Source organism: Chthoniobacter flavus Ellin428 (assembly GCF_000173075.1).
Taxonomy (GTDB): domain Bacteria; phylum Verrucomicrobiota; class Verrucomicrobiia; order Chthoniobacterales; family Chthoniobacteraceae; genus Chthoniobacter; species Chthoniobacter flavus.
Genome location: NZ_ABVL01000002.1, coordinates 151,094 through 171,275 on the forward strand (window position 1 = coordinate 151,094; position 20,182 = coordinate 171,275).

Here is a 20,182-nt window from a genome sequence, read left to right on the forward strand (position 1 = left end):
CCCCTATGAAACAGATCGCTGCGCCGTCTTCATTCCGCTCTCGTGCTTATGTGTTATTTTTCCTCGTGATGATGGTGGGCACGTCGTGGTTACACGCACAGGTCACGGGAATGCAGGATGTTTTTACTTACACCACGGCAGATATCACCAACCACGCTCCGACGACCGGGAGCGGAAAATGGACGACGCTGTATCAGAGCGGATCCAATGGCAGCAGTGTTATCTCGGCGAACGGTTCGGCGGCCGTGCTCTCAGCCAATGCCGGCACCGTGGGTAGCGGAACTGCGACGGCCAACTATTCGTTTACCCCCGCGCCGAATACCATTTACACGCTGCAGACGACCTGGAGTTTTGTGAACCTGAATTCTTCCGGCGCCGATTGCTGGGTAGGCTCCGGCTTTTCGAACAGCAACGGTGGTGGCAATAAGTCCACGAACAACGGGCCATGGGTATTGGTCAGGCCTCAGGTTACTTCCGCCTCCAACGGCACGGCCGCGGGCGAAAAGGGATCGACCAATATAGGTTCGAGCACCATGGCCGCTTCCGCCTACTCTGCGCCCATTGTAGTCGTGGAAACGTGGAATACCGCTACGGGCGAACTGCAATATTCCGTCAATGGTGTCCTACAGTCCGCCTGGACGACGACGACCACACCACCCAGCGGGACCTATTACGCCTTCCTGCAGGCCTTCAAGACCGGCAACTTGGTAAACTGCCTGAATATGACGCTCTATGCGCAGGAGATCGCCGCCGTGCAGATGCAGGACAATTTCACCTACAATACCGGCGCCAGCAGCATTACCGGGCATGCTCCCACCACGACTCCGGGAGGATGGGGCACATGGGCGACCAATCTCAGTTCCGGCGGGAGTATCATTGCCAATGGAACCGAGGCGCTCTTGAATACCGGTTCTGTCGGCAGCGGTTCGGTCATCGCCAGTTATAACTTCGCTCCATTCGTCGACACTGTTTACACCGCGACCGCGACCTTCAATTTTACCGCCGTGGCGAATACCGATTGCTGGGCAGGGGTGGGCTTTTCCTCCTCGGGGACAAACCACGCGCCGTGGATGCTCATCCGGCCTCAAGCCAGCGCCGGGGCCAATGGAGTGGTCTCTGCTCAGAGCAACGGCGCCCCCTGGACGGGCAGCTCTGCGACCGTCCCCGCCGCGGATTATTCCGGGCCGATTACCGCGACGGTGGTTTGGAACACCAGCACGGGCATTGCCCAATTTTACGTCGATAATCTTTTAGTGCTGACCACCCCCGCCGGCTCAGCCTATGTGCCGACCGGTAACTGCAACATTTTCTTCCAAGGCTTTAAACTGGGAAGCATCGTCAACCTCCCGAACATCACACTCGTGAGCCAGGATGTGTCGGCTTCATCGAACTGGCTCTCCACGAAGACCAGTTTCAACGATTTTCCGAGTTTGTTCGTCTCGCCGAATACCCAGTGGCGGACGGCGCAGGGGCACATCCAAGTCATCCAGCTGGGGAACCTCGCGGATTATCAAATGTCGGCCGCGAACTTCAAGGGATCGCCAATTGAGCTGGCCTTGCGCAATGCGTTCACCTTCTGCCACAACAACAACATCAAAATAGCGATGTGTGCCTACGGGTTGCAAAAGAATGTAGGCATCAGCGGCTGCGGTGGAGGTGAGGGATACGATACCCTGGCCACTCAAGCGTTGGACCTGCAGAACATCACGACGGCGATTGCCGACAATGGCGGCATCGGTGGCGTGGACTACATTTTCTTCGACGGCCCTCTCTTCTTCGGGGTCGATGAACAACCTCTCGGGCAGGGATCTGGATACGGGTGCGGACTCACGATCGATCAGGCGGCTTCTGAAACCGCCTCCGTGATCGAATTGGTCCAGCAATATTTCCCTAACGCACAATTCATTGAGGACGACGGCGTGGGCACAGTGGCTCTCGATCTCGATTCGGAAAACACCTTCCAGCAGGCGGTGGCCAGCGATGTGAATACCTTCCATGGAACCAATGGCTTTTCCTTTGCCGGTTTCCAGACGGATATGGATTGGAGGACGGATCCCTTTACCGCTCTGGCTCCTCTGTTGCCGGTGCTGGCCCAGAATCACATCCCTTCCTTTGGGATCCTTTTCAATAGTGGAGGAGGATGGAATGCTCCGTTGCGGCCGCAGAACAATGCGCAAAACATGCTGGCGCTGGAGGAGAACATTCAGGAGTACAATGCCTCCGGTTTGCCCAACCCTCTGGGCACGGCCAATTTCGCTTCGTGGGATGTCGTGGCCGATGGAGGCATCGGTGAATACGATACCTCAGGAGGGACGATCAACGCCGCGCTGATTTCCGGCCTCACCGGCCCAACTGGCCTTGCGGTATCGGGGACGAATTTGTTCGTCATCGACGCGGTCAAAAATCAGATCGGGGAATACACCACTTCCGGCGCCACGGTGAGCACTGCCCTGATTTCCGGCGAGGGCTATTGGTCGACGGGCCTGGCGGTGTCGGGGACGAATCTATTCGTGGCGAATGGCCGACAGAACTCCGTCGGCGAATACACGACCTCAGGGACGACGATAAACGCTTCGCTGATCACGGGGCTGCACAATGCCACGGGTATTGTCGTCTCGGGATCAAACCTCTTTGTCCTCAACGGAGATACTGGCACCGTGGGCGAATACACCACCACCGGGGCGGTAGTGAATGCTTCGCTGATCACCGGTTTGAGTAATCCGGCGGGCATCGCCATCTCGGGATCGAATCTGTTCATTGCCAATACCGGCAGCGGCACGATCGGTGAATACACCACCGCGGGAGCGACGGTGAACGCCTCGCTGATTTCGGGATTCAGCTTCCTCCCGAATGTGCCGGTGGGCCTCACGGTATCCGGTTCGAATCTCTTTGCCTCCTGCGGCAGCAGCATCACCGGCGGCGGAGTGGTCGGCGAATACACCACTTCGGGGGCGACGGTGAATGCGACGCTGATTTCGGGATTGAACCAACCGGTCGGCCTGGTGGTATCGGGCTCGAATCTCTTTGTGGTCGGCAACAACAGCCGGGGTGATTTGCCAAGCAATCTGCTGCCGGAAACGACCTTTGGCACCTACACGAACGCGATCAATTTCTTCTTCGGTTCGCCGATGGCTTTTCAGCCGCCACCGAAGATCATCGACTGGATGTATAACCCGGTCACCAAGGCTAATTACTTCTCGACCAGCTACTCCGAAATAACCACTTTAGTGACCAACGGCTGGATCGATGAGGCGGCGGCCAACTGGAGCGGTGGCGTGGGGGGAATTGAACCGGCGCCCAGTTGCGCGCCCAATCTGGTGCCGCTTTACGAGTATACAAACCTCTCGAAGGGATTTACGCAGTACGCTTATTCGACCAGCACGGCGAGCGGCGCCGAAGGCGGCCAACTTGCCGCCCAAGGCTACGCGAATCCGGTGCTGAAGGGTTATGTTTTTGCGAACAACGATTCCGCAGATGGAGGAGTCGCGCTCTACGAATTCTATAACGCGACGCTCAATACTTACTATTACTCGACCGCGAGCACCTCGCCTCCGTCCGGCTATAGTTTGGTGACGACGTATCAGGCGCAGGGGATTAGTTGCTATGTGATGCCACGGTGGGTGCCTGCCCCTGGGTACATCTTTGAGTTGCCCGCAGGATGGCCCAACCCGAGCCCGGGTTTTGGAACGTATACCGGCGCGCAGACGGTAACGCTCACCAGCAGCACGCCGGGGGCGACGATTTACTACACGACCAACGGCTACATGCCGACCACCAGCTCCGCGTCAGTGCCGTCGGGCGGCACAGTGACGGTGGGCGCGAGTGAAACACTCAATGCCATCTCCGTGGCGCCCGGCTATAACAATAGCCAGATGCGGAGTGGAGCTTATACCATCCATTAGGACGGTCTAAATCGAGGCCAGCGTCTGCTCGAGGAACTCGCGGTTCTTGCGGGCGTTGGTGTTGGTCTCCTCGGGGGTCGCGCCGACGGCGATGCCCTCGACCATGATCGGGCCATTGAACCCGGCGGCTTTCAGCTTCTTGAAGACGCCGGCGAAATCGACCCGGCCCTGGCCAAACTGGATCATCACTTCCTGTTTCTCTCCCGCGCAGTCCTTGGCACAGAAGCCGGTGACGTGCTGGGCAATGGGCTCGAGTTCCGCGACCGGGTCCTTGCCGGTGTAGTAGACGATATTACCGGCGTCGTACCAGATTTTGAAATTCGGGTGATTGACCTTCTTCAACGCCGCCAGGATTTCCTCGGAGGAACCGCTGCTGCCACCGTGCGGTTTCATGACGAGTTTCACGCCGCGCTCCTGGGCATACGCCGCGGCGTCACTCATGGATTGGAAGAAGTTCTCGTATTCCGAGGGGTTGGCGACGCCGAAGGTGAGAGCAAACTCGAGGGAGAGCGTTTTGGCGTGGTCGATCTGCGCTCGGACATCCTTGATGACGTCGGCAACCGGCCCGCTGAACCGGTTGCGCAGGGCGCACATATTGACGCCCAAGCCACGGGTCGCGATCCGTTTGTGCAAGGCATCGAGGTATTCCGGCGTGGCTTCGGCTCCGGCGAATGCCTCCGTCTGGCCGGGTGTGGGGGTAGTGCTGCCCACGGGGTAGATCGGATGGCGACTGAGGAGACCGGTGAGCTTGTAACCGGCGGCCTTGATACCATCGAGCGCGACGTCGTAGGACCATTTCGTCCAAGCGCGATTGAAGCAACCGATCGGCCAGGAGACGCCTTTTGCGGCGCTCTCCGCGGCGGCAGATTGGAACAGGGGAGAAATCGCCGAGGCCGTGACGGCAGCGGCGGTGGTCTGGAGAAAAGTGCGACGGTTCATAGAGGAGGGAAGTTTCCGGTAGGTCATCCAAGTTCCGTCAGGGAGTCAATGTCATCCACAACCGATTGCCGCAGCAGGAATAAACCCGATTGGACCGTTACGCCAAAGGCAGGCCGCTCGTGGCCTTGGTCCGGGTGTCGTGTTCGTTGATCAACGAAGACATCGCCAGCGAAGGCGTCGCATTTCCGACGGTGGTAACGAACTGGCAGGTAGCGTGTTTCTCGCTGGCTTGCTGATAGCCGGCCAGCCACTGCTGCATCACAGATTCCTGCCGGGGATCGACATACGGGAAACGCACCGGCGGATTGTCGCAGCCGCAGCGCCATGGCTTCGGAGTGAGGCGGGCGCGGAAGCTTTTCTGGACCTTGCAGAGTTGCTGGTAGCGGGTATCGCAGCCGAGGGACCTGAGGACTTGGTGGGTGGGATCGGCGACGGGATCGTGCCAATCGGAGATGACCAGGCATCGCAGGCCGCTGTGAGTGCGGTACACACGGAAAGCCCAGCCGAGGTTATTGGTCTGCCATTGCCGGAGGCCAGCGAGCCGGGCATCAGATGGGCTCGCCGCCGGCTCCTTCGAGCCGCCCCCGAAGAGACGTGCGATCAGGGCGAGCAACCCGCCGCCCATTGTCGGCTTCGGCAGGTCGATATCGACGAACATGAGCCGGTCAGTGTTGAGCACTTCGCTGCCGTAGGCGGTGCGAGTGACCACGGCGGCGCACTCGCCATCGGCCTGACCGAGCGTGCGCAGCACCGGTTCACGCAGTGGACGGTCGGCGTAGAGATAACGGTCCGGTTGCCCGGACCGGGAACGGGCAGCGGATTCACCGAGACGCCGGGCCTTGGCGTCGGCGCGGTTCTGAGCGTCCGCCTGACTTTCGTCCGAGCAATCCCAAGCCAGTTGTCGCCAGTTTTCACCCGAAGACCGGGTGCCGGTCCATTCGCCGCGCGCCCAGTATTTCGGGAAGTGCATGGAGGAGGGGGTTAGTTGCCGGTCTTGACCTCCACGATGTCGTGGGGCGCGCTTTCGCGCTGACCGGCGGGACTGACCTGTATGTAACGGGCCTTTTCGCGCAAGGCGACGAGATTCGGCGCACCGAGATAGCCCATGCCGCTTTGGATGCCGCCGGCCAGTTGGGTAAGGACGACGTCGAGTGGGGGATTGACTTCCTTGAGGGCCTCGACCCCTTCGGCTGCGACCTTGCGGACGGAATCCTTGCTGGAGTGTCCGTAGCGAGCGGCACTGCCGGCTTGCATGGCAGCGAGACTGCCCATGCCGCGATACTGCTTGTAGACCTTGCCGTTGATTTCCAGGAGCTGGCCGGGGGCCTCGGGGCAACCGGCGAGCAACCCGCCGCAGATGACACCGTGAGCCAGGGTGAGGGCCTTGACGATGTCGCCGCTCTTGGTGATGCCGCCATCGGCCAAAATCCGGACGCCTTCCTGCTCGGCGGCCTTGGCGCAGACGTAGAGGGCGGTGAGTTGCGGGATGCCGACGCCGGCCACCACCCGGGTGGTGCAGATCGAGCCGGGGCCCTGGCCCACTTTAATTATGTTTGCACCGCACTTACTGAGGTAACTCACTCCTTCTCCGCTCGTTACGTTTCCAGCAATAATTGGGAGATCAGGGAAATGCTCGCGGATGAGTTTCACCGTATCGCCCACTCCTTTGGAAAAACCGTGTGCGGTGGAGACGGCGACCACATCCACGCCGCGCTCCACCAAATCGCCGATATGAGTCAGGATCCGATCGCGGTCCAGTTCACCGGTCGAGTTGCGAGTCGCGGTCACAGCAGCACCGCAGAGCAGGCGGAATTGATCATCTCGCGCCGGCTTCAGTTGACTGTGACGCTCCTGCATGATCCGCTCGATATCGCTAATCGTGAACAGGCCGCGCAATCGGTCGTCGTCATCGACCACCAGAAGCTTGTGGATGCCGATGTGCTCGTTGAAGAATTGATCTGCCTTGGCGATCGGGTTCTTGCCGAGCTCCTTCTCGGTAATGGTCTGGACTTGAGCCCGCGGAGTCATCGCCGCCGCCACCTTCGTCGAGGCGTAGCGGGGGCGCACCGTGTGACCGGGTAGCAATCCCAACAGGGTGTCATTTTCATCCACCACCGGAAAGGTGCGAAAGGCAAAACCACGTTCCTCAACTAACGTAAGAACATCGCCAATTGTCTGATCCGCAGAGACTTTGATTGGTTCCTGAATCAGGCCGTGGATGTTGTTTTTGACCCGGCTGACCTGGCTGAGTTGCTCTCGTTCCGGCAGGTTGCAATGGATCAGACCGAGCCCACCGTTGAGAGCCATGGCGATGGCCATCGGCGCTTCGGTGACCGTGTCCATGTCGGCGGAAATAACCGGGATGCGCAGCCGCAGCCGTTCGTGGAGTTCGGTCTCGAGATTGGTCTCGCGCGGAAGGATCTCGGAGTAGAGCGTCGCGAGGGTGACGTCGTCATAGGTCAGGGCCAGACCTGCGTGCTCGCGGAAGAAGTCGTCGGCGGCCTTATAGAAAGCGCTGTCGATCGAAGAGGGCGAAGAGTTTGCTGCCATGTCGTGGCATACACGAAGTGCTGGCAGCTTGTGAAGAGGGAAAATGGGGAAAGAGGAAAAACGCGGCCGCCGCCCCTCGATCAAAGTCGCGATGGGCGATAGCGTTCGTTCAGGCTTCCGCAGCGCGGGCAACGGGGCAGCAGGGTGCTGGTCTTGTCTTCGAATTCGAAGCCGCAAAGGGTGCAGCGCAGGACGTAGCGGAAGGCGGCCCGCTCCCGGCGTTGCCGACGCCATTCGTAAAAGAACCAGGCGATCAGGATTGGCCCCAGCATGATGCAGAGGTAGATGAGGACGAGATAGTTGAGGCTGACGGGGATCACGGGGCTTTCGATGCCGGGACATAGGCATCGCCTCCCCAGGAAAAGGTCGCGAACCCCCAGGCGACCGGCGCGGAGGCCGCTTCGAAGGTCACGTTCCGCAAGTGCTCGATGGCGAGTTCATCCAGCGCCGGGTCCCCGGAGGGGTGCTGAATCAGGGTATAGGTCACCTTGCCCTCGTTGCTCACTCCGATGAGCAGGGTTGTGGCCTCAACCGGCGCACTCGCGTGATAGGCAAAGATAATTCCAGGATTGCTGACCAAGGCGCGTCCGGCCAATCCATCGGCAAAGATGATGGAGGTGTTCTTCGCGGGAACGGTCGCGTTCGCCGCGGGAGCCGCTTTCGTGGAGTCGATCGGCGCGAGGCGATCTTCCGCTGGCGGAAAGCGAACGCCTTGCGTCTTCTCCACCGGCGGCCCCAAGGGGGCAGTGCGGGGAGAGGCGTAGGATGGCTCGTAGTGTGCGCTGACCAACCCGGGCGGGGCTGTCGGCTTGTCATTGGCCACGAGCGCGGGGTCCTCGGCCTCGATCCGGCGCAGGAGCGCGATGTTTTCCGGCGAGGACGGGGTCAACAGACTGACATGCGGCGCCGGCTGCGGGATGGTCACACGCTGGGGATAGACCACCTGGAAGAGGAAAAATGTGGCCGCGTGCGCTACGAGAGAGCCAAAGACGCAGAAGAAGAGGATATAGGGAAACCCCGAATCCTCCGGCGTCGCGAAGGTCAGATCCGACTGAGGCACTGACGTCTTCATTTCCGCTCCGAATCCGTCGCCAGAATCACCGAAAACCCGAGCTTCAAGGCTTCGTCGGTGATCTTCACGACCAAATCGTAAGGCGTGTTCTTGTCCGCCTTGATGATCAGCGATCGTTCCCGGACCTTCGTGTCGGCGAGGCGCTGCCGGAGTTCATCGAGGCTCACCCGTTGGTCGCGATGATAGATGACCGGGACCGGCGCAGCCGTGATGCTCACGATCTGGGCATCGACCCGCGGGCCGAGAGTGAAGGAGGACGCCGGAAGCGTCACGGCCAGACCCGGCTGCAGCACGAAACGCGAGCTCAACACGAAGAAGAGCACCACGAGAAAGATGACATTGATCAGCGGGATGACGCCGAACAACGCCGGATTGAACTTCAGCGAACGCGTGAGTTTCATCCGGGAAGACTGCTGCCGGTCAAAGCGCGACTACTCCGCACTCTGTCGCCGGGCCGGCTGGGGACCGAATTCGATGATGTCCGGAGCCGAATGGCGGTTCTCGGAAATCAGGTTCACAATCTCGATGCCGGCACGCTCCATGTCATGCATCAGGGCATTGACCCGCGAAGACAGGTAGCTGTAACCGACCGCGCAGGGGATCGCTACGACCAACCCGCCCGCCGTGGTGAGCAGGCTCTGGTAAATGCCGCTCGAGATATCCGTGGCACTGGCGAAACCGCTCTGCGATGTCACGTTGACGAAAGATTCGATGAGCCCGACGACCGTGCCCAGCAGCCCGATGAGGGGCGTGATGAAGGCCAGGGTCGCCAGGAGCCCGAGGCGGCGCTCCAGCCGGGGCATTTCGAGTTGGCCGGCTTCCTGGACGATATCCTTGAGTTCGCTCCGGTCCGATTGATGGCGGATGATTGCCGCATGGATCACCCGGGTAATCGGGCTGGGGGTGCTCGCGCACTCCATCTGGGCTTCGGCGAAACGCCGATCCTGGATGAGGTTGGTCAATCCACGCATGAATTCACCGACCCGGATCGAAATCCGGTGGAAATAGGTAACGCGCTCCAAAAACACCGCACCGGCCAGTACGCTGCAGAACAAAATTAGCCACATCAGCGGACCGCCTTTTTGCATGTAGTCGATCATGGGGAGAGTTTATATGGCCGGAACGCCACCGGTGGCAAGGCCCATGGTAGGCGGGGGCGATTTTACTCAGGAAAACGGCGCGAAACATGCTGTAAACGTCGCGTCCCTCCCATGATTTTCCTTTGACCGACTCCAATCGCTTCCGTTAAAAATAATACGCAGGTTATGAGGGACTCTTTGATAGCTGACAGCGACGATATTCAGTTCGCATGCACGCAGTGCGGACAGCGGATGGTAGTCGAAAAGTCGGCCGCTGGGCTGAGTACAGATTGCCCGACCTGCAGCACCCCGATGACCGTCCCGCCGGTCAGCCCGGTGGCGGAACCTGACAAAGTGGAGGCTTCGCCTGTGGAGCCGGCGGCCCCCACGACGGCGGAAGCGCAGGCCGAAACTCCCAACCCGATACCGGCATCGCCGCAGCAACTCGAGGCCGAACTGGCGGAAGCGCGGAGCGAAGTCGTCCGCCATCACACCCTTTTCAAAAAGGCGGTCGAGGAATGCGAGCGCCTGAATGCCAATGCCACTCACATCCAGGCCGAGCTGAAGACTTTCCAGGCGGATCGCCAGCAGCTCAAGACCGACCTCGCCCATTCCCGCCATGCGGTGGCGACGGCCGAAGCGCGCGTCTCGGAACTGGTCGATGCCTTTTCCGCCCTCCAGCAGGAACACGGCGCCTTTTAAGTATCAAGCCGAAGATCGATGTAAACGCCTTTGCACGAACGGGCTCACCGGGGCCGAAGCCCAGCTCGCCGCTCGTGAAGAGGAAATTCAGCGAGCTCCAGGCGACGCACACCGACGCGTTGCGTTCGCTGGCCCGGACCCGGGCCGAGTTCACGAAGGTAAACACCGAGGCCAGGGGTTTGCGCAGCGAGGTGGAGACACTGCGGAACGATTTCGAAGCCGCCACCCAGGAACTGGCGTCCACCAGCCAGCAGCTCCACGAAGCGCAAGCCACTCTCGAAACCCTCACCGAGGAACACCAGCAGGCCACCACGGAGCGCGACGATTGGCGGAAGCAGGCCGAAGGATACCACCACGATCTGGCGGCGCTCGATACCGGCCGCGATTTGCTCGACATTCGTGTCCAGCACGCGGAGTTGCAAAAGAAACACCAGAGCCTGGAGATCACTCTTGCCGAGCAGAGCGAGAACTCGAGGAAAGAACACGACGTGCTACGCGGGATCGTGGAGCGGCAGAACGCCACGCTCGACTCCCATCACCACGAGTTGCGCCGTTTGCGCCGGGGCCGGTTTGCCATGCGCCTCGTCTACGGGCTCTTTTCGCTGGGCATGCTGGCGTTGGGCTACCTGGCGTTTTACGTCGTCGCGCCGCAACAGGTCATGAAGGTGGTCAACCACGCGATGAATCAGGTGCTCGGGCACTGAGGGCGATTGGCGAAGCGGGCTTCGCACGACAAAATCGACAGCCGATGCGGAAGCGCCTAGCGTGGTGCGGATTTCATGCGCGTCCTTTCCATCGACCCCTCTCTTCGCGGCACCGGCTTTGCCATTCTGGATGGGGAGGGGAATAAGATTCGGGCGGTGACTTATGGCGTGGTCAAGAATGCGCCGGCATTGCTGCCCTCCGGATGCCTCGTGGCGATTCACGAGCGGATCACCGACCTCATCCGCGAACACCGGCCGGAATGCGCGGCTTTCGAGGGAATCATCTATGTGCAGAGTCATCGGGTGGCGATCACGCTGGGTGCGGCGCGAGGGGCGGCGTTGCTGGCGGCGGCGAGTCTCGGGTTGCCGATCTATGAGTATGCACCGAGGCGGGTGAAGCAGTCGGTGGTGGGACGGGGTGGGGCGGATAAGGGGCAGGTGGGATTTATGGTGCGAGCACTGCTCGGGTTGACCGAGACTCCCTCGCCGGATGCGGCGGATGCGCTGGCCATTGGCTTGACCCATCTCCAGACCGCGGCCTCTGCTGCTCGGGGTGCGGTGATGCTGGAGCGGATCTAAGGAAAGGATGAAGGATGAAGGATGAAGAAATGCGCCGCCAGGTTACGAGGTTTCAACTTCTCAAAACCGCGTAGCGCACTTCACTTCATCCTTCATCCCTCCGCCTTCATCCTTTTCCGGCCTTTGCCCTACGCAAACAGCGCCGTCAACTGCGCCACCTGCAATTCATCCAACCGGTGCACGACCACGTCCGCCATCGCCAATTCCTCCGGCGGATGCGTGGTGGCCACGCCGACGACTTTCATGCCGCCGGCCCGGGCGGCTTGAATGCCGACCAGCGCATCTTCGAAGACCACGCAACGCGTCGGCTCGGCGCCGAGCTTCGCCGCCGCAGTGAGGAACACATCGGGGTGCGGCTTCCCATGCTTCACGTCTTCGGACGTGACCATGGCGCTGAAATATTCGCCCAGGCCGATCATCCCCAGCGAGAGTTGGATATTGGCGAGATGGGTGGATGACCCGATGGCGCAGGGAATACCCGCCTCGCGCAACCGATCGAGCCAGGTACGCACGCCGGGCAACGGCTCGACGCCACGCTCGGCCACGACCTCGCGATACAGCGCTTCCTTGCGCAGCGAGAGCTCGCGGATCCTCGTCTCCTCCTTCGTCCAATCGAGAATCTCCGGAATGATGAACTCATTCTTCCGGCCGAAACTCATTTTGAAATGCCCCTCCGGAAGCGGCTTGGCAATCTCCCTGGCCAGGCGCTCCCAGCTCTCCTCGTGATGGGTGGACGAATCGATGATGACGCCGTCCCAATCGAACAGGGCGCCCCATTTGGCTGATGATGGATTACTCAACGCTTCAGTTCCTCGGTATCAATTCAGGTGCTGCAACTCCGGCAGACGATACTTCTTCTGGAAGCTCGCCGCCTCCGCTTCGACCTGCGCGGCGTCGAGGAAAATGATCTTCGGCTCGCCGTCGAACTCGATTTTGTGCAGCCCATTGATCGGGTGGGCGAGCGCCTTGGGCACATCGTCCAGCGATTGAATGGCCATGTCGTTGATCTTCGTGAGCACGAGCTGGCTCAATTCCTCGTAGCCCACCGTCATCTCCGACGGCAGCACGCGATTGAGGAAGACGATCTTCTTCGGCCCATTCTTGAAGAGCTCGTTCTGCTGGTGATCGAAGTAGACGAAATTCTCCGGCGCTTTCTTCTGCCAGTCATTGCCGTACTCCTTGAGATACTGCCGGGAAAGCTCCTGCAGCACGAGACCGCCGAGCACGTAAAACTTCGGCGCGCGGTCGATGATATACGGCTCGACCACATAGCTCTCCACCGGCCGGTGCTTGAGCGTCACGTTAAGCTCCTTCTTCTCGCCCTTGCGGAAGACGATGCACTTCACCTTGTCGCCGTCGAAATGCTTGGTCGAGAAAAGGTAAGCGAGGCCGACCTTGCCGTATTCCTGATCCCGGTAATTGCCATCCTGATCCACTGCCTGGCCGTCGATCTGCAGCAGGACATCGCCCTGCTCCATGCCACCTTGGGCGGCCGGGCCATCCTGCTGGACATCCGCGATATAAACCCCGCCGGAGGTGCTCGCATCGAGGCCGAGATACTTGCGGAACTGTGGATCGCGCGTTGGCGACGACGTAATGCCGATACGGGCGAAGCCCTCGTAGGGCGCCTTCTTCGCATCGAGCAGGAAGTGCTCGATGACCGGCGCCGGGAGGATTTCGGCATTGTTGGTCGTGTTGTCATAGCGCATCACGAGTCCGGCCAGCTTGCCGTCCTTGATCACGGGCAGCGTGAAGCTGCTGTCGCGGAATTGCAGTGGCGTGGTCATGCGATAGACGAGCAGCGCCGCGTCATCGATCGGGTAGCGGGTCACTTCCGCCGTCGTCATCGGGCCCTTCGTGACCAGCAGCGTGCCGGTATTCTCGAGCTGCCACACAGAGAGGGTATCGCCGATGTGGGCATGCGTGAGTTCCAGCGGTTTGAACGGCTTGAGAAACGCCACGTCGTCGGTCTTGAGGAGCGCGAGGTTCGCCTCGTAATCCACGACCTCCACCCGGGCCGGCACTTTCTGTCCACCCTCGGCTGTTTCCAGCTCCACGTAATTGGCATTCGCCACCAGTTCGGCGGTCACGAGCACCTGATTATCCGGCAGGATCGTGCCGATGGCCCGCCGCGAGTACGGCGGACGCTTGCCCCACGGGCGGCCGAAATCCCACGGTTGATTGGTCACATTCACGCGCACCACGGACTGGGGCGCTTCGGACTGCACTTCATCCGCCTGCACCGGGCAGGCGAGGGGGAGCAGGACAGAGGCAAAGAGAAAAGCGATGCGGCGCATTATCGGGAGGCGGAAGTGGCTTCGGTTTCGGAGAGGTTCTGCTCGGCGAGCACGTTGTAACGTTTACGGATCCGTTCGCGCGCGGCCTCGACCGCACTGCGCTCCAGCACCAGCGGCCGGGCGTAGCCAATGAATTTGATGACGTAAAACTCCGGCTTTTCCGCAAAGGCGTCGGCCGCATCCTTCAGCGTGCGGATCTTGTGATCGTTGATCTCATCCACGATCCCGTCGTGGAATTCGCTGAGGTAGGTATTGATCGGATCGGGCAGGATCTCGCTGAGCACGATGACCTCTGGGTGCTCCTTGTAGATCTCCTTGGTTACGAAGTTGTCGTAGAAGTAACTGATCCGGTCGTTTTGGAAACGATACGCCCCGAGCAAATTGCGCGAGAGCGGCTGGAAAAGCAGCCCGCCGAAGAGGATGTAAGTCGGCTGCGTATCGTAGGCATTGGCCTGCATGAGGTAAGGCCAGGCGTGGTCGAATTTGATCGTCACATCCAGCGGCTTCTTGTTCCGCAGGACGCCGAGCTTCACCGAGTCGCCGAGGAATTTGCGCTCGGCCACTTCGCTCATCAGCACGCGCTCGCCTTCGAGCTCCACCATGCCATCGCTGGCGATGTCGTGGCCATCGATCGAGAGAAGCACATCGCCCACCTCGAGCTTGCCCCCACAGACGCCGGCGCTCTGCACGCTGCTCACCATCACGCCGCGGTCATCGTCGCCGAGGCCCAGGCCCTTGCGCATCGCCGGGTTCTGCGTGTTGGCAATGCCGATGGAAAGATCCATGTAACGGTCGTAGTGCCCATCCTCGATGTCCTTGAGGAAGTGCCGGATCACCGGGGTGGGGATCATGTAGCCGACATTCTGCGCCACATCGCCGGAGAATCCCTGGAAAGCCACGCCCACGACATTGCCTTCCTGCAAGACGGGGCCGCCGCTGTTTCCGGGGTTGATCGCCGCATCGATCTGGATGGTGAGATGCGAGTCGAGCACCGAGTGGGTGTAAGTGCGGAAATCGATCCGCGAGACCACGCCCTGCGTCACGCTCAGGCGCTCACCGCCGATCGGGTAGCCGAAGACGGAGACCGTCGACTCGAGCTCCGGAATGCCGCCAAGAGCCAGGGGCTTGGTATTCTTGAAGAAAGCGGGGTCCTGCACCTTGAGAATCGCTAGGTCGCAGTCGTGGGCGATGTGTTCGACCGTGGCGATGTATTTCTTCGGGTCGTCTTCCTTTTCGACGGTGAGGAAGCGGGCATTGCTGACCACGTGGGCGTTGGTCAGGATGCGGTCGGCGCTGACCACCCAACCGGTGCCGCTGCCCCCGCCGAGTTGACCGGGCAACCATGGCACCCGGTAGTTGCCTTCCTGCATGGTGTTGTTGATGCGCGCCACGCTTTTGCGGATCTCATTGGGCTGCGCACGGAGAGGGGAAACGATAAGGCCCAGGGCGAGAACGACGGGCCAGAGGCGGAGGATCATGAGGTTCGGAAGATGGCCATGCCCTCGCGGCTTGTAAATAGGATTGTCGGGACGAGTTTTTCACTGGGAGGGGCGACTTTCCAGTCGCCCTGCGTCGCTTCACGACGCCCCGCAAGCCTGCGGTGATCGGAGCCAGTGCCCGCCACCAGATCCCTCGGTCGAAGTGGGGCGGATATGGTCGGATATGGTCGGATATGGTCGGTGTTCCAGAGTAAACCGCGCCAAGCGAGGAAGGGGATCCAGTGCGATCACCGAAAACCATTCCCGTGTCGCCGACAGTTCCGATTCGAAAGCACATACCGGAAGGAGTTTTGTCACGGATTGGGAAGAAGCCGTCACTCCTCTGTTTCATTGCTCGCGCTGCTGTGTCCAAATGAGAGCGTAATAGAATCCGAGTCCGATTCTTTTTTGAATCATAAATACATCATAGTCACGGCTACCGATAGTTCCTGTCGAAAGCTGTCGAAGGGAGGCAGCGGCTCCCTCGAATTGACCGATAGTCGCTTGTGGCACGCTGTGCTCGTTTGACGGATGCTGGAGTAACCCAATCGCCGCGTCCATTAAATCGGCGCACTTTACAAGTTTCGCCCGAAGGTCCGGAGAAATCGGGAATGACTGTCCGTCACGCAATCCGCTCGCGTTGCGCACCTCCGCATACTGAGGGAGGACGACTTGAAGGTCTTGCCAAGCCTTCGCGAGCGCATTGATGCCGGGCTGATACCGCGGTTCGAGCCCAGCGTCACGAAAGGCGGTTGGTAAGGACGGAGTCTTTAAAGTTGCGCCTGCCCGAAGCCGTTCCGGGACGGCAATGCCATTCAATTGTCCTACAAACCGGCTGAATTCCTGATGTCCATACGCCTCTGCCGCAACCGTGCGCAGATTTGAGCCGTGTTGGACAATGATCTCCGTTGAGGCAGGTGCTCGAATTTCGGTAATCTCGATTTTCGGCAAAGGAGGAGCGGCGAAAGACGCTGCTTGGAAACCGACAGAGATGACTAGCGGTAAGGCAGCGATCGTCAGGCGCATCCCGTCCATTGAAAAGCGACAACGATGCCAGTCAACAGCAAACTCCATCTCAAGAGTTGACCCCGCTCGCCCATTCTCGGTATGACACTTTTCGTCAGGTAAGCGCTGTTGTTTTGCTCGTGATTGTGTTCGGTCGAATTGCCTTTGTCTCGCCCTGCGCGATGCCTGTCTTTCGTCTCTGAAGACCTTACCGGGTTACCAACGTCATCCCATTCACGATCCTATGTCCTCTGTGATAACATCCCCGTCTCAATCGATGTTTTCCCGGCAGCGCTGCCTGAACTGGCTGAGCGCGTTCGTGCTCTCTGCATCGCTCTTCCTGGTCAGCGACGGCCAGAAATGCGCCGCTCAGGATAATGGCGCCCCCGTCGTCGACCGGCCGGAGGAAGAGATCAAGAGCTTCCGCCTCAAGGTGGTGAATCTTTTCAAAGCGAGCGATTTTCGCGGTCTCGAAGACATGGTGGCCGAAGTCCGCTCCGGTCCTCCGCTCTTCGCCACCGGGAACACGCGGCTGTATCGATTCTACACTGTGATGGAACCCGGCTCCAAAGAGGGAGAGGACGTCTGGCAACGAGACGAAGCTGCTTATCAGGCGTGGGAAAAGGCGTTCCCGAAGTCGATTACGGCCCGGATTGCGCACGCGAATTTCCTGACTTCTTACGCGTGGAAGGCGCGCGGCAGCGATTGGGGCAGTAACGTGACCGACGAGGGCTGGAAGGTCTTTGGCCAGCGCCTGGATGCTGCGGAGAAAATCCTCGCCGAGGCTCGCGAGATGCAGCCGCGGTGCCCCATGTGGTGGTACGTGGAAATGACTGTGGCCCTGGGTCAGGGCTGGAGTCGCTCGCAAGAAGCTCGACTGTTCGCGGAGGCCAAGAAGTTCTTCCCGCAATTCTATGGCTACGACATGGCGCACGCCCATTACTTGCTGCCCCGATGGTATGGCGAGGAAGGCGATTGGGAGAAATCCGCGGAGGAGGAAGCGCAGAAACCGGAAGGCCTGGGCGCCGAAGGCTATGCGCGCGTGGTCGGCTCTCTCACCGGTTACTACGGCAATATCTTCCGTGAATCGCACGCTTCCTGGCCCAAGACGCGGGAAGGCTACGAGCAAATCTGCAAGAAGTATCCGGATTCGTTGTCCAGCCGGGCCGTGTTCTTCCGCATGGCCTGCCTGGCGGGGGATCGCGGGCTCGCTCAGCAAACTCCTCAAGGAACTGAACGGCTATGTGGCGCCGGTCATGTCGCCCGACTTATACGAGTATTTCAAGAATTGGGCGCTCACCGGCGAACCAGCCGACGGCGTATCACTTTCCAGGCATCGATAAGTGGCACCGCTGTAACATCGAGGTCTGCCAGGAGCGATAACGCCCGAAGAGGCGTAACCTATTCCGAGAGGTTTGTAGGGCGGCGATCTTCGCCGCCGCGGGCTGACGAATAGCCTCGCTGTGGACGGACGGCGGCCAGGATGGCCGCCCTACAATTTTACAACGCGCGAACGTTACCCGGGGAAATGGCGTCACGCGCGTTGGATACGACGACGGGAAAGTCGCCGCTCCCCAGAGCACTTCGCGTTTTGCCATGCCTGGCATCTTCACTTGTAAACACGGCCTGTATCGGTCTTCGCAGGGAATTCATCTTCATTCCCGCGCGAAATTGCGGGCAAATAAACGGCGTGTGGCCGTCGAGTTGTTTAGTCTTTACAAAGTCTTTACAATTTTCTGCTTCCATAAACACAATTTCTTAACACAAATCGGTTTAAGTAAACACAATGTAATGCAGAAGTCCTTACGAGTCAGGTTCCCAGATTCCCCAACGGATATGAATCGAATCCTCACGCTGCTCATCCCGCTGGTCGCCCGGGTGTTGACCAGCCACGCGGTCTGGTCGGGCTAATCAGTCGCCCGACCGATACCAGCATCGTCCCCAGCCTCCCTCGAGGCCCAAAACCAACCAAAAAATACGACGGCGCTGCATCCTTGCAGAGCCAGGCGCTGGAAGCGTTTCCGCTCAACGGCGAGCGCTCCGTGCTGCCCCAAAACCAAAACCTCAACCCCATCTTGCGTCGCGGGATGCAAGGCCACTCCATCATGACAAAAATCAATCGTAAACTCATCGCGTTTCTCACCCTCTGCCTGGCCGGCCCCTTGGACCTGCAGGCCCAAGTTACAGACCTTACCAGCTTCAACGGCGCCAACGGACGAAATTCCTATTCCGGAGTGATATTAAGTCAGGACGGCACTACCTTCTACGGTACCACTTACTATGGAGGCGCCGCTGGTTACGGCGAAGTCTTCTCGGTCCCAGTGGGAGGCGGTACGCCTACGGTTCTGACCAGCTTCAACAACTCCAATGGAGCAAATCCCCAAGCCGGTTTGCTGCAGATCGGCAACACCCTCTATGGCACCACCTCGATCGGTGGCGCAAATGGAGACGGGGTCGTCTTCTCCCTGCCCGTGGGCGGCGGAGCAACCACGGTGCTTGCCAACTTCAACGGCACCAATGGTCAGGCGCCGATGGCTGGGCTGGTGGTGAGCGGCAATACTCTTTATGGCACGACCTTTGGCGGTGGCGCCAATGGACATGGGGAGGTCTTCTCTCTGCCGATCGGTGGTGGCACGCCGACCGTGCTCGCCAGCTTCAATGGCTCCAATGGGCAGGCTCCATCGGATGGCAGATTGCTGCTGAGCGGCAATACTCTCTACGGCACGACTTTGGGGGGAGGGGCCAGCGGGTCGGGCGCAGTCTACTCAGTGCCAATCGGCGGTGGCGGAGCGACGCTGCTCGGCAGCTTCAACGGTGCCAATGGAGAGGAGCCGACGACCGGCTTGGTCCTGAGTGGCAATACACTCTACGGAGCGACGATGAATGGCGGGGCCGGTAATGACGGGGTGGTCTTCTCGTTGCCAGTCAATGGCGGCACGCCCACCGTTCTCGCCAGCTTCAATGGCACCAACGGGCGGATACTCGCGGCTGGCTTGGTGCTGAGCGGGGACGGCAGCACCCTCTATGGCGGGTCTGATTACGGCGGCGACAATGACATCGGCGTGATCTATTCGGTGCCGGTCCAGGGCGGCACGCCGACGGTTCTCGCAAGCTTCACCGGCGCCAATGGCAGTGAACCTGTTGGAGAGTTCGTGCTGGATGGTAACATTCTCTACGGCACAACTGTTGCGGCCGGCGCCAGCCAAGTGGGTGGAGACACCTTTAGCGGCGACGGCGTCGTCTTCTCCGTACCGGTTCCTGCGCCTGAACCTGGCTGCGCAGGTTTGTTGCTCGCTGGCTCGCTAGCCATGCTGGTGCGCCGCCGTCGTGACCAGTCTATCTCGTAGTTTCGGCGAGAAACCGGCGGACATACGAGGTGGGTTTCGACTTTCTTACCCGTGGGTTCTCGATATCATGCAGTTCGTGAAACACGCGGCGCTTGTTCTGTTGCTCGTTCTGATAGCGATCGGCACCGTCGCAGGGGAAGTTAGGTTGGAAGACCTTGCTGCCGCGTCCGTCAACGGCGAGGTGATTGGCATCTCGCAATTGCTGGATGAGACGAAAGCTGAAAACGAGACGTTGCGCGAGACGCTCAAGGGTCAAGCCTTGGTCGATGCCATCGTGAAGCTTCGGAAAGCGCATTTGGAAATCATGATCGACCGGGTTTTGCTCCTGCAGGAGTTGAAGCACCGGGACTTTGTCCCTCCGCCTCACGCCACCGACGAGCAAATCGACCAAATCATCCAGGACCGCTTTCACGGCGATCGCCAGCAATGGCTGAAGCGCCTGCGGCGGAGCGCGTCCATCCGGATTTTCTGATTCCATCCCCGCGAATAGTTGCGCACCTCAGTTTCCAAACCGCGCGATCCGTTCCG

Annotated in this window: 18 protein-coding genes; 7 read left to right on the forward strand and 11 right to left on the reverse strand. The window is 60.0% G+C overall.

What is annotated here, in order from left to right:
* Positions 1-5 precede the first annotated feature (5 nt).
* On the forward strand, positions 6-3,902 hold the full coding sequence (locus CFE428DRAFT_RS36925) for a chitobiase/beta-hexosaminidase C-terminal domain-containing protein (RefSeq protein WP_006978051.1): 3,897 nt from the start codon (positions 6-8) through the stop codon (positions 3,900-3,902).
* 6 nt (positions 3,903-3,908) lie between these two features.
* Here the strand turns inward: CFE428DRAFT_RS36925 and CFE428DRAFT_RS03475 are convergent, their stop codons facing one another.
* The 7 genes from CFE428DRAFT_RS03475 to CFE428DRAFT_RS03505 all read right to left on the reverse strand — a co-directional run bounded on the left by CFE428DRAFT_RS03475 (position 3,909) and on the right by CFE428DRAFT_RS03505 (position 9,563).
* The gene (locus CFE428DRAFT_RS03475; RefSeq protein ID WP_131989063.1) at positions 3,909-4,841 is read right to left on the reverse strand and encodes a sugar phosphate isomerase/epimerase family protein; all 933 of its coding nucleotides are present in this window, start codon (positions 4,839-4,841) and stop codon (positions 3,909-3,911) included.
* Between the two features lie 97 nt (positions 4,842-4,938).
* A complete protein-coding gene (locus CFE428DRAFT_RS03480) occupies positions 4,939-5,811 on the reverse strand; it encodes a hypothetical protein (protein WP_006978053.1) in 873 nt (290 codons plus the stop codon).
* 11 nt (positions 5,812-5,822) lie between these two features.
* On the reverse strand, positions 5,823-7,391 hold the full coding sequence (gene guaB / locus CFE428DRAFT_RS03485; RefSeq protein WP_006978054.1) for an IMP dehydrogenase: 1,569 nt from the start codon (positions 7,389-7,391) through the stop codon (positions 5,823-5,825).
* 80 nt (positions 7,392-7,471) lie between these two features.
* Positions 7,472-7,711, reverse strand: a complete 240-nt coding sequence (locus tag CFE428DRAFT_RS03490; RefSeq protein WP_006978055.1) for an SIR2 family protein — start codon at positions 7,709-7,711, stop codon at positions 7,472-7,474.
* A complete protein-coding gene (locus CFE428DRAFT_RS03495; protein WP_006978056.1) occupies positions 7,708-8,463 on the reverse strand; it encodes a hypothetical protein in 756 nt (251 codons plus the stop codon). Before CFE428DRAFT_RS03495 ends, CFE428DRAFT_RS03490 begins: the two co-directional genes overlap by 4 nt.
* Positions 8,460-8,864: an ExbD/TolR family protein gene (locus CFE428DRAFT_RS03500; RefSeq protein ID WP_006978057.1), complete on the reverse strand. Its 405-nt coding sequence runs from the start codon at positions 8,862-8,864 to the stop codon at positions 8,460-8,462. The genes CFE428DRAFT_RS03495 and CFE428DRAFT_RS03500 overlap by 4 nt, the downstream gene beginning before the upstream one ends.
* Before the next feature lie 30 nt (positions 8,865-8,894).
* Complete coding sequence (locus CFE428DRAFT_RS03505) at positions 8,895-9,563, reverse strand: MotA/TolQ/ExbB proton channel family protein (RefSeq protein ID WP_006978058.1); 669 nt, start codon at positions 9,561-9,563, stop codon at positions 8,895-8,897.
* A 291-nt stretch (positions 9,564-9,854) separates the two neighbouring features.
* Between CFE428DRAFT_RS03505 and CFE428DRAFT_RS03510 the strand changes: the two genes are divergently transcribed.
* The 3 genes from CFE428DRAFT_RS03510 to ruvC all read left to right on the forward strand — a co-directional run bounded on the left by CFE428DRAFT_RS03510 (position 9,855) and on the right by ruvC (position 11,527).
* Positions 9,855-10,244, forward strand: a complete 390-nt coding sequence (locus tag CFE428DRAFT_RS03510; protein ID WP_006978059.1) for a hypothetical protein — start codon at positions 9,855-9,857, stop codon at positions 10,242-10,244.
* A gap of 74 nt (positions 10,245-10,318) precedes the next feature.
* A complete protein-coding gene (locus CFE428DRAFT_RS03515) occupies positions 10,319-10,948 on the forward strand; it encodes a hypothetical protein (protein WP_006978060.1) in 630 nt (209 codons plus the stop codon).
* A 75-nt stretch (positions 10,949-11,023) separates the two neighbouring features.
* Positions 11,024-11,527 (forward strand): crossover junction endodeoxyribonuclease RuvC, encoded by a 504-nt coding sequence (ruvC, locus tag CFE428DRAFT_RS03520; protein WP_006978061.1) that lies wholly within the window; start codon positions 11,024-11,026, stop codon positions 11,525-11,527.
* 128 nt (positions 11,528-11,655) lie between these two features.
* Here ruvC and CFE428DRAFT_RS03525 read toward each other — a convergent pair whose 3' ends face one another.
* The 4 genes from CFE428DRAFT_RS03525 to CFE428DRAFT_RS03540 all read right to left on the reverse strand — a co-directional run bounded on the left by CFE428DRAFT_RS03525 (position 11,656) and on the right by CFE428DRAFT_RS03540 (position 16,328).
* Positions 11,656-12,327 (reverse strand): HAD family hydrolase, encoded by a 672-nt coding sequence (locus CFE428DRAFT_RS03525; protein WP_006978062.1) that lies wholly within the window; start codon positions 12,325-12,327, stop codon positions 11,656-11,658.
* Positions 12,328-12,345: 18 nt separating this feature from the next.
* Complete coding sequence (locus CFE428DRAFT_RS03530) at positions 12,346-13,824, reverse strand: S1C family serine protease (protein ID WP_006978063.1); 1,479 nt, start codon at positions 13,822-13,824, stop codon at positions 12,346-12,348.
* Positions 13,824-15,302, reverse strand: coding sequence for a S1C family serine protease (locus CFE428DRAFT_RS03535; protein WP_006978064.1), 1,479 nt, complete (start codon positions 15,300-15,302; stop codon positions 13,824-13,826). Before CFE428DRAFT_RS03535 ends, CFE428DRAFT_RS03530 begins: the two co-directional genes overlap by 1 nt.
* 348 nt (positions 15,303-15,650) lie before the next feature.
* On the reverse strand, positions 15,651-16,328 hold the full coding sequence (locus CFE428DRAFT_RS03540) for a hypothetical protein (RefSeq protein WP_131989065.1): 678 nt from the start codon (positions 16,326-16,328) through the stop codon (positions 15,651-15,653).
* Between the two features lie 256 nt (positions 16,329-16,584).
* Between CFE428DRAFT_RS03540 and CFE428DRAFT_RS03545 the strand changes: the two genes are divergently transcribed.
* The 3 genes from CFE428DRAFT_RS03545 (at position 16,585) to CFE428DRAFT_RS40890 (ending at position 20,126) form a co-directional block, all read left to right on the forward strand.
* On the forward strand, positions 16,585-17,763 hold the full coding sequence (locus tag CFE428DRAFT_RS03545; RefSeq protein WP_006978066.1) for a DUF4034 domain-containing protein: 1,179 nt from the start codon (positions 16,585-16,587) through the stop codon (positions 17,761-17,763).
* Positions 17,764-18,301: 538 nt separating this feature from the next.
* The gene (locus tag CFE428DRAFT_RS03555) at positions 18,302-19,654 is read left to right on the forward strand and encodes a choice-of-anchor tandem repeat GloVer-containing protein (protein ID WP_006978068.1); all 1,353 of its coding nucleotides are present in this window, start codon (positions 18,302-18,304) and stop codon (positions 19,652-19,654) included.
* A gap of 67 nt (positions 19,655-19,721) precedes the next feature.
* Positions 19,722-20,126: a SurA N-terminal domain-containing protein gene (locus CFE428DRAFT_RS40890; RefSeq protein ID WP_042724349.1), complete on the forward strand. Its 405-nt coding sequence runs from the start codon at positions 19,722-19,724 to the stop codon at positions 20,124-20,126.
* Positions 20,127-20,182: the final 56 nt, after the last annotated feature.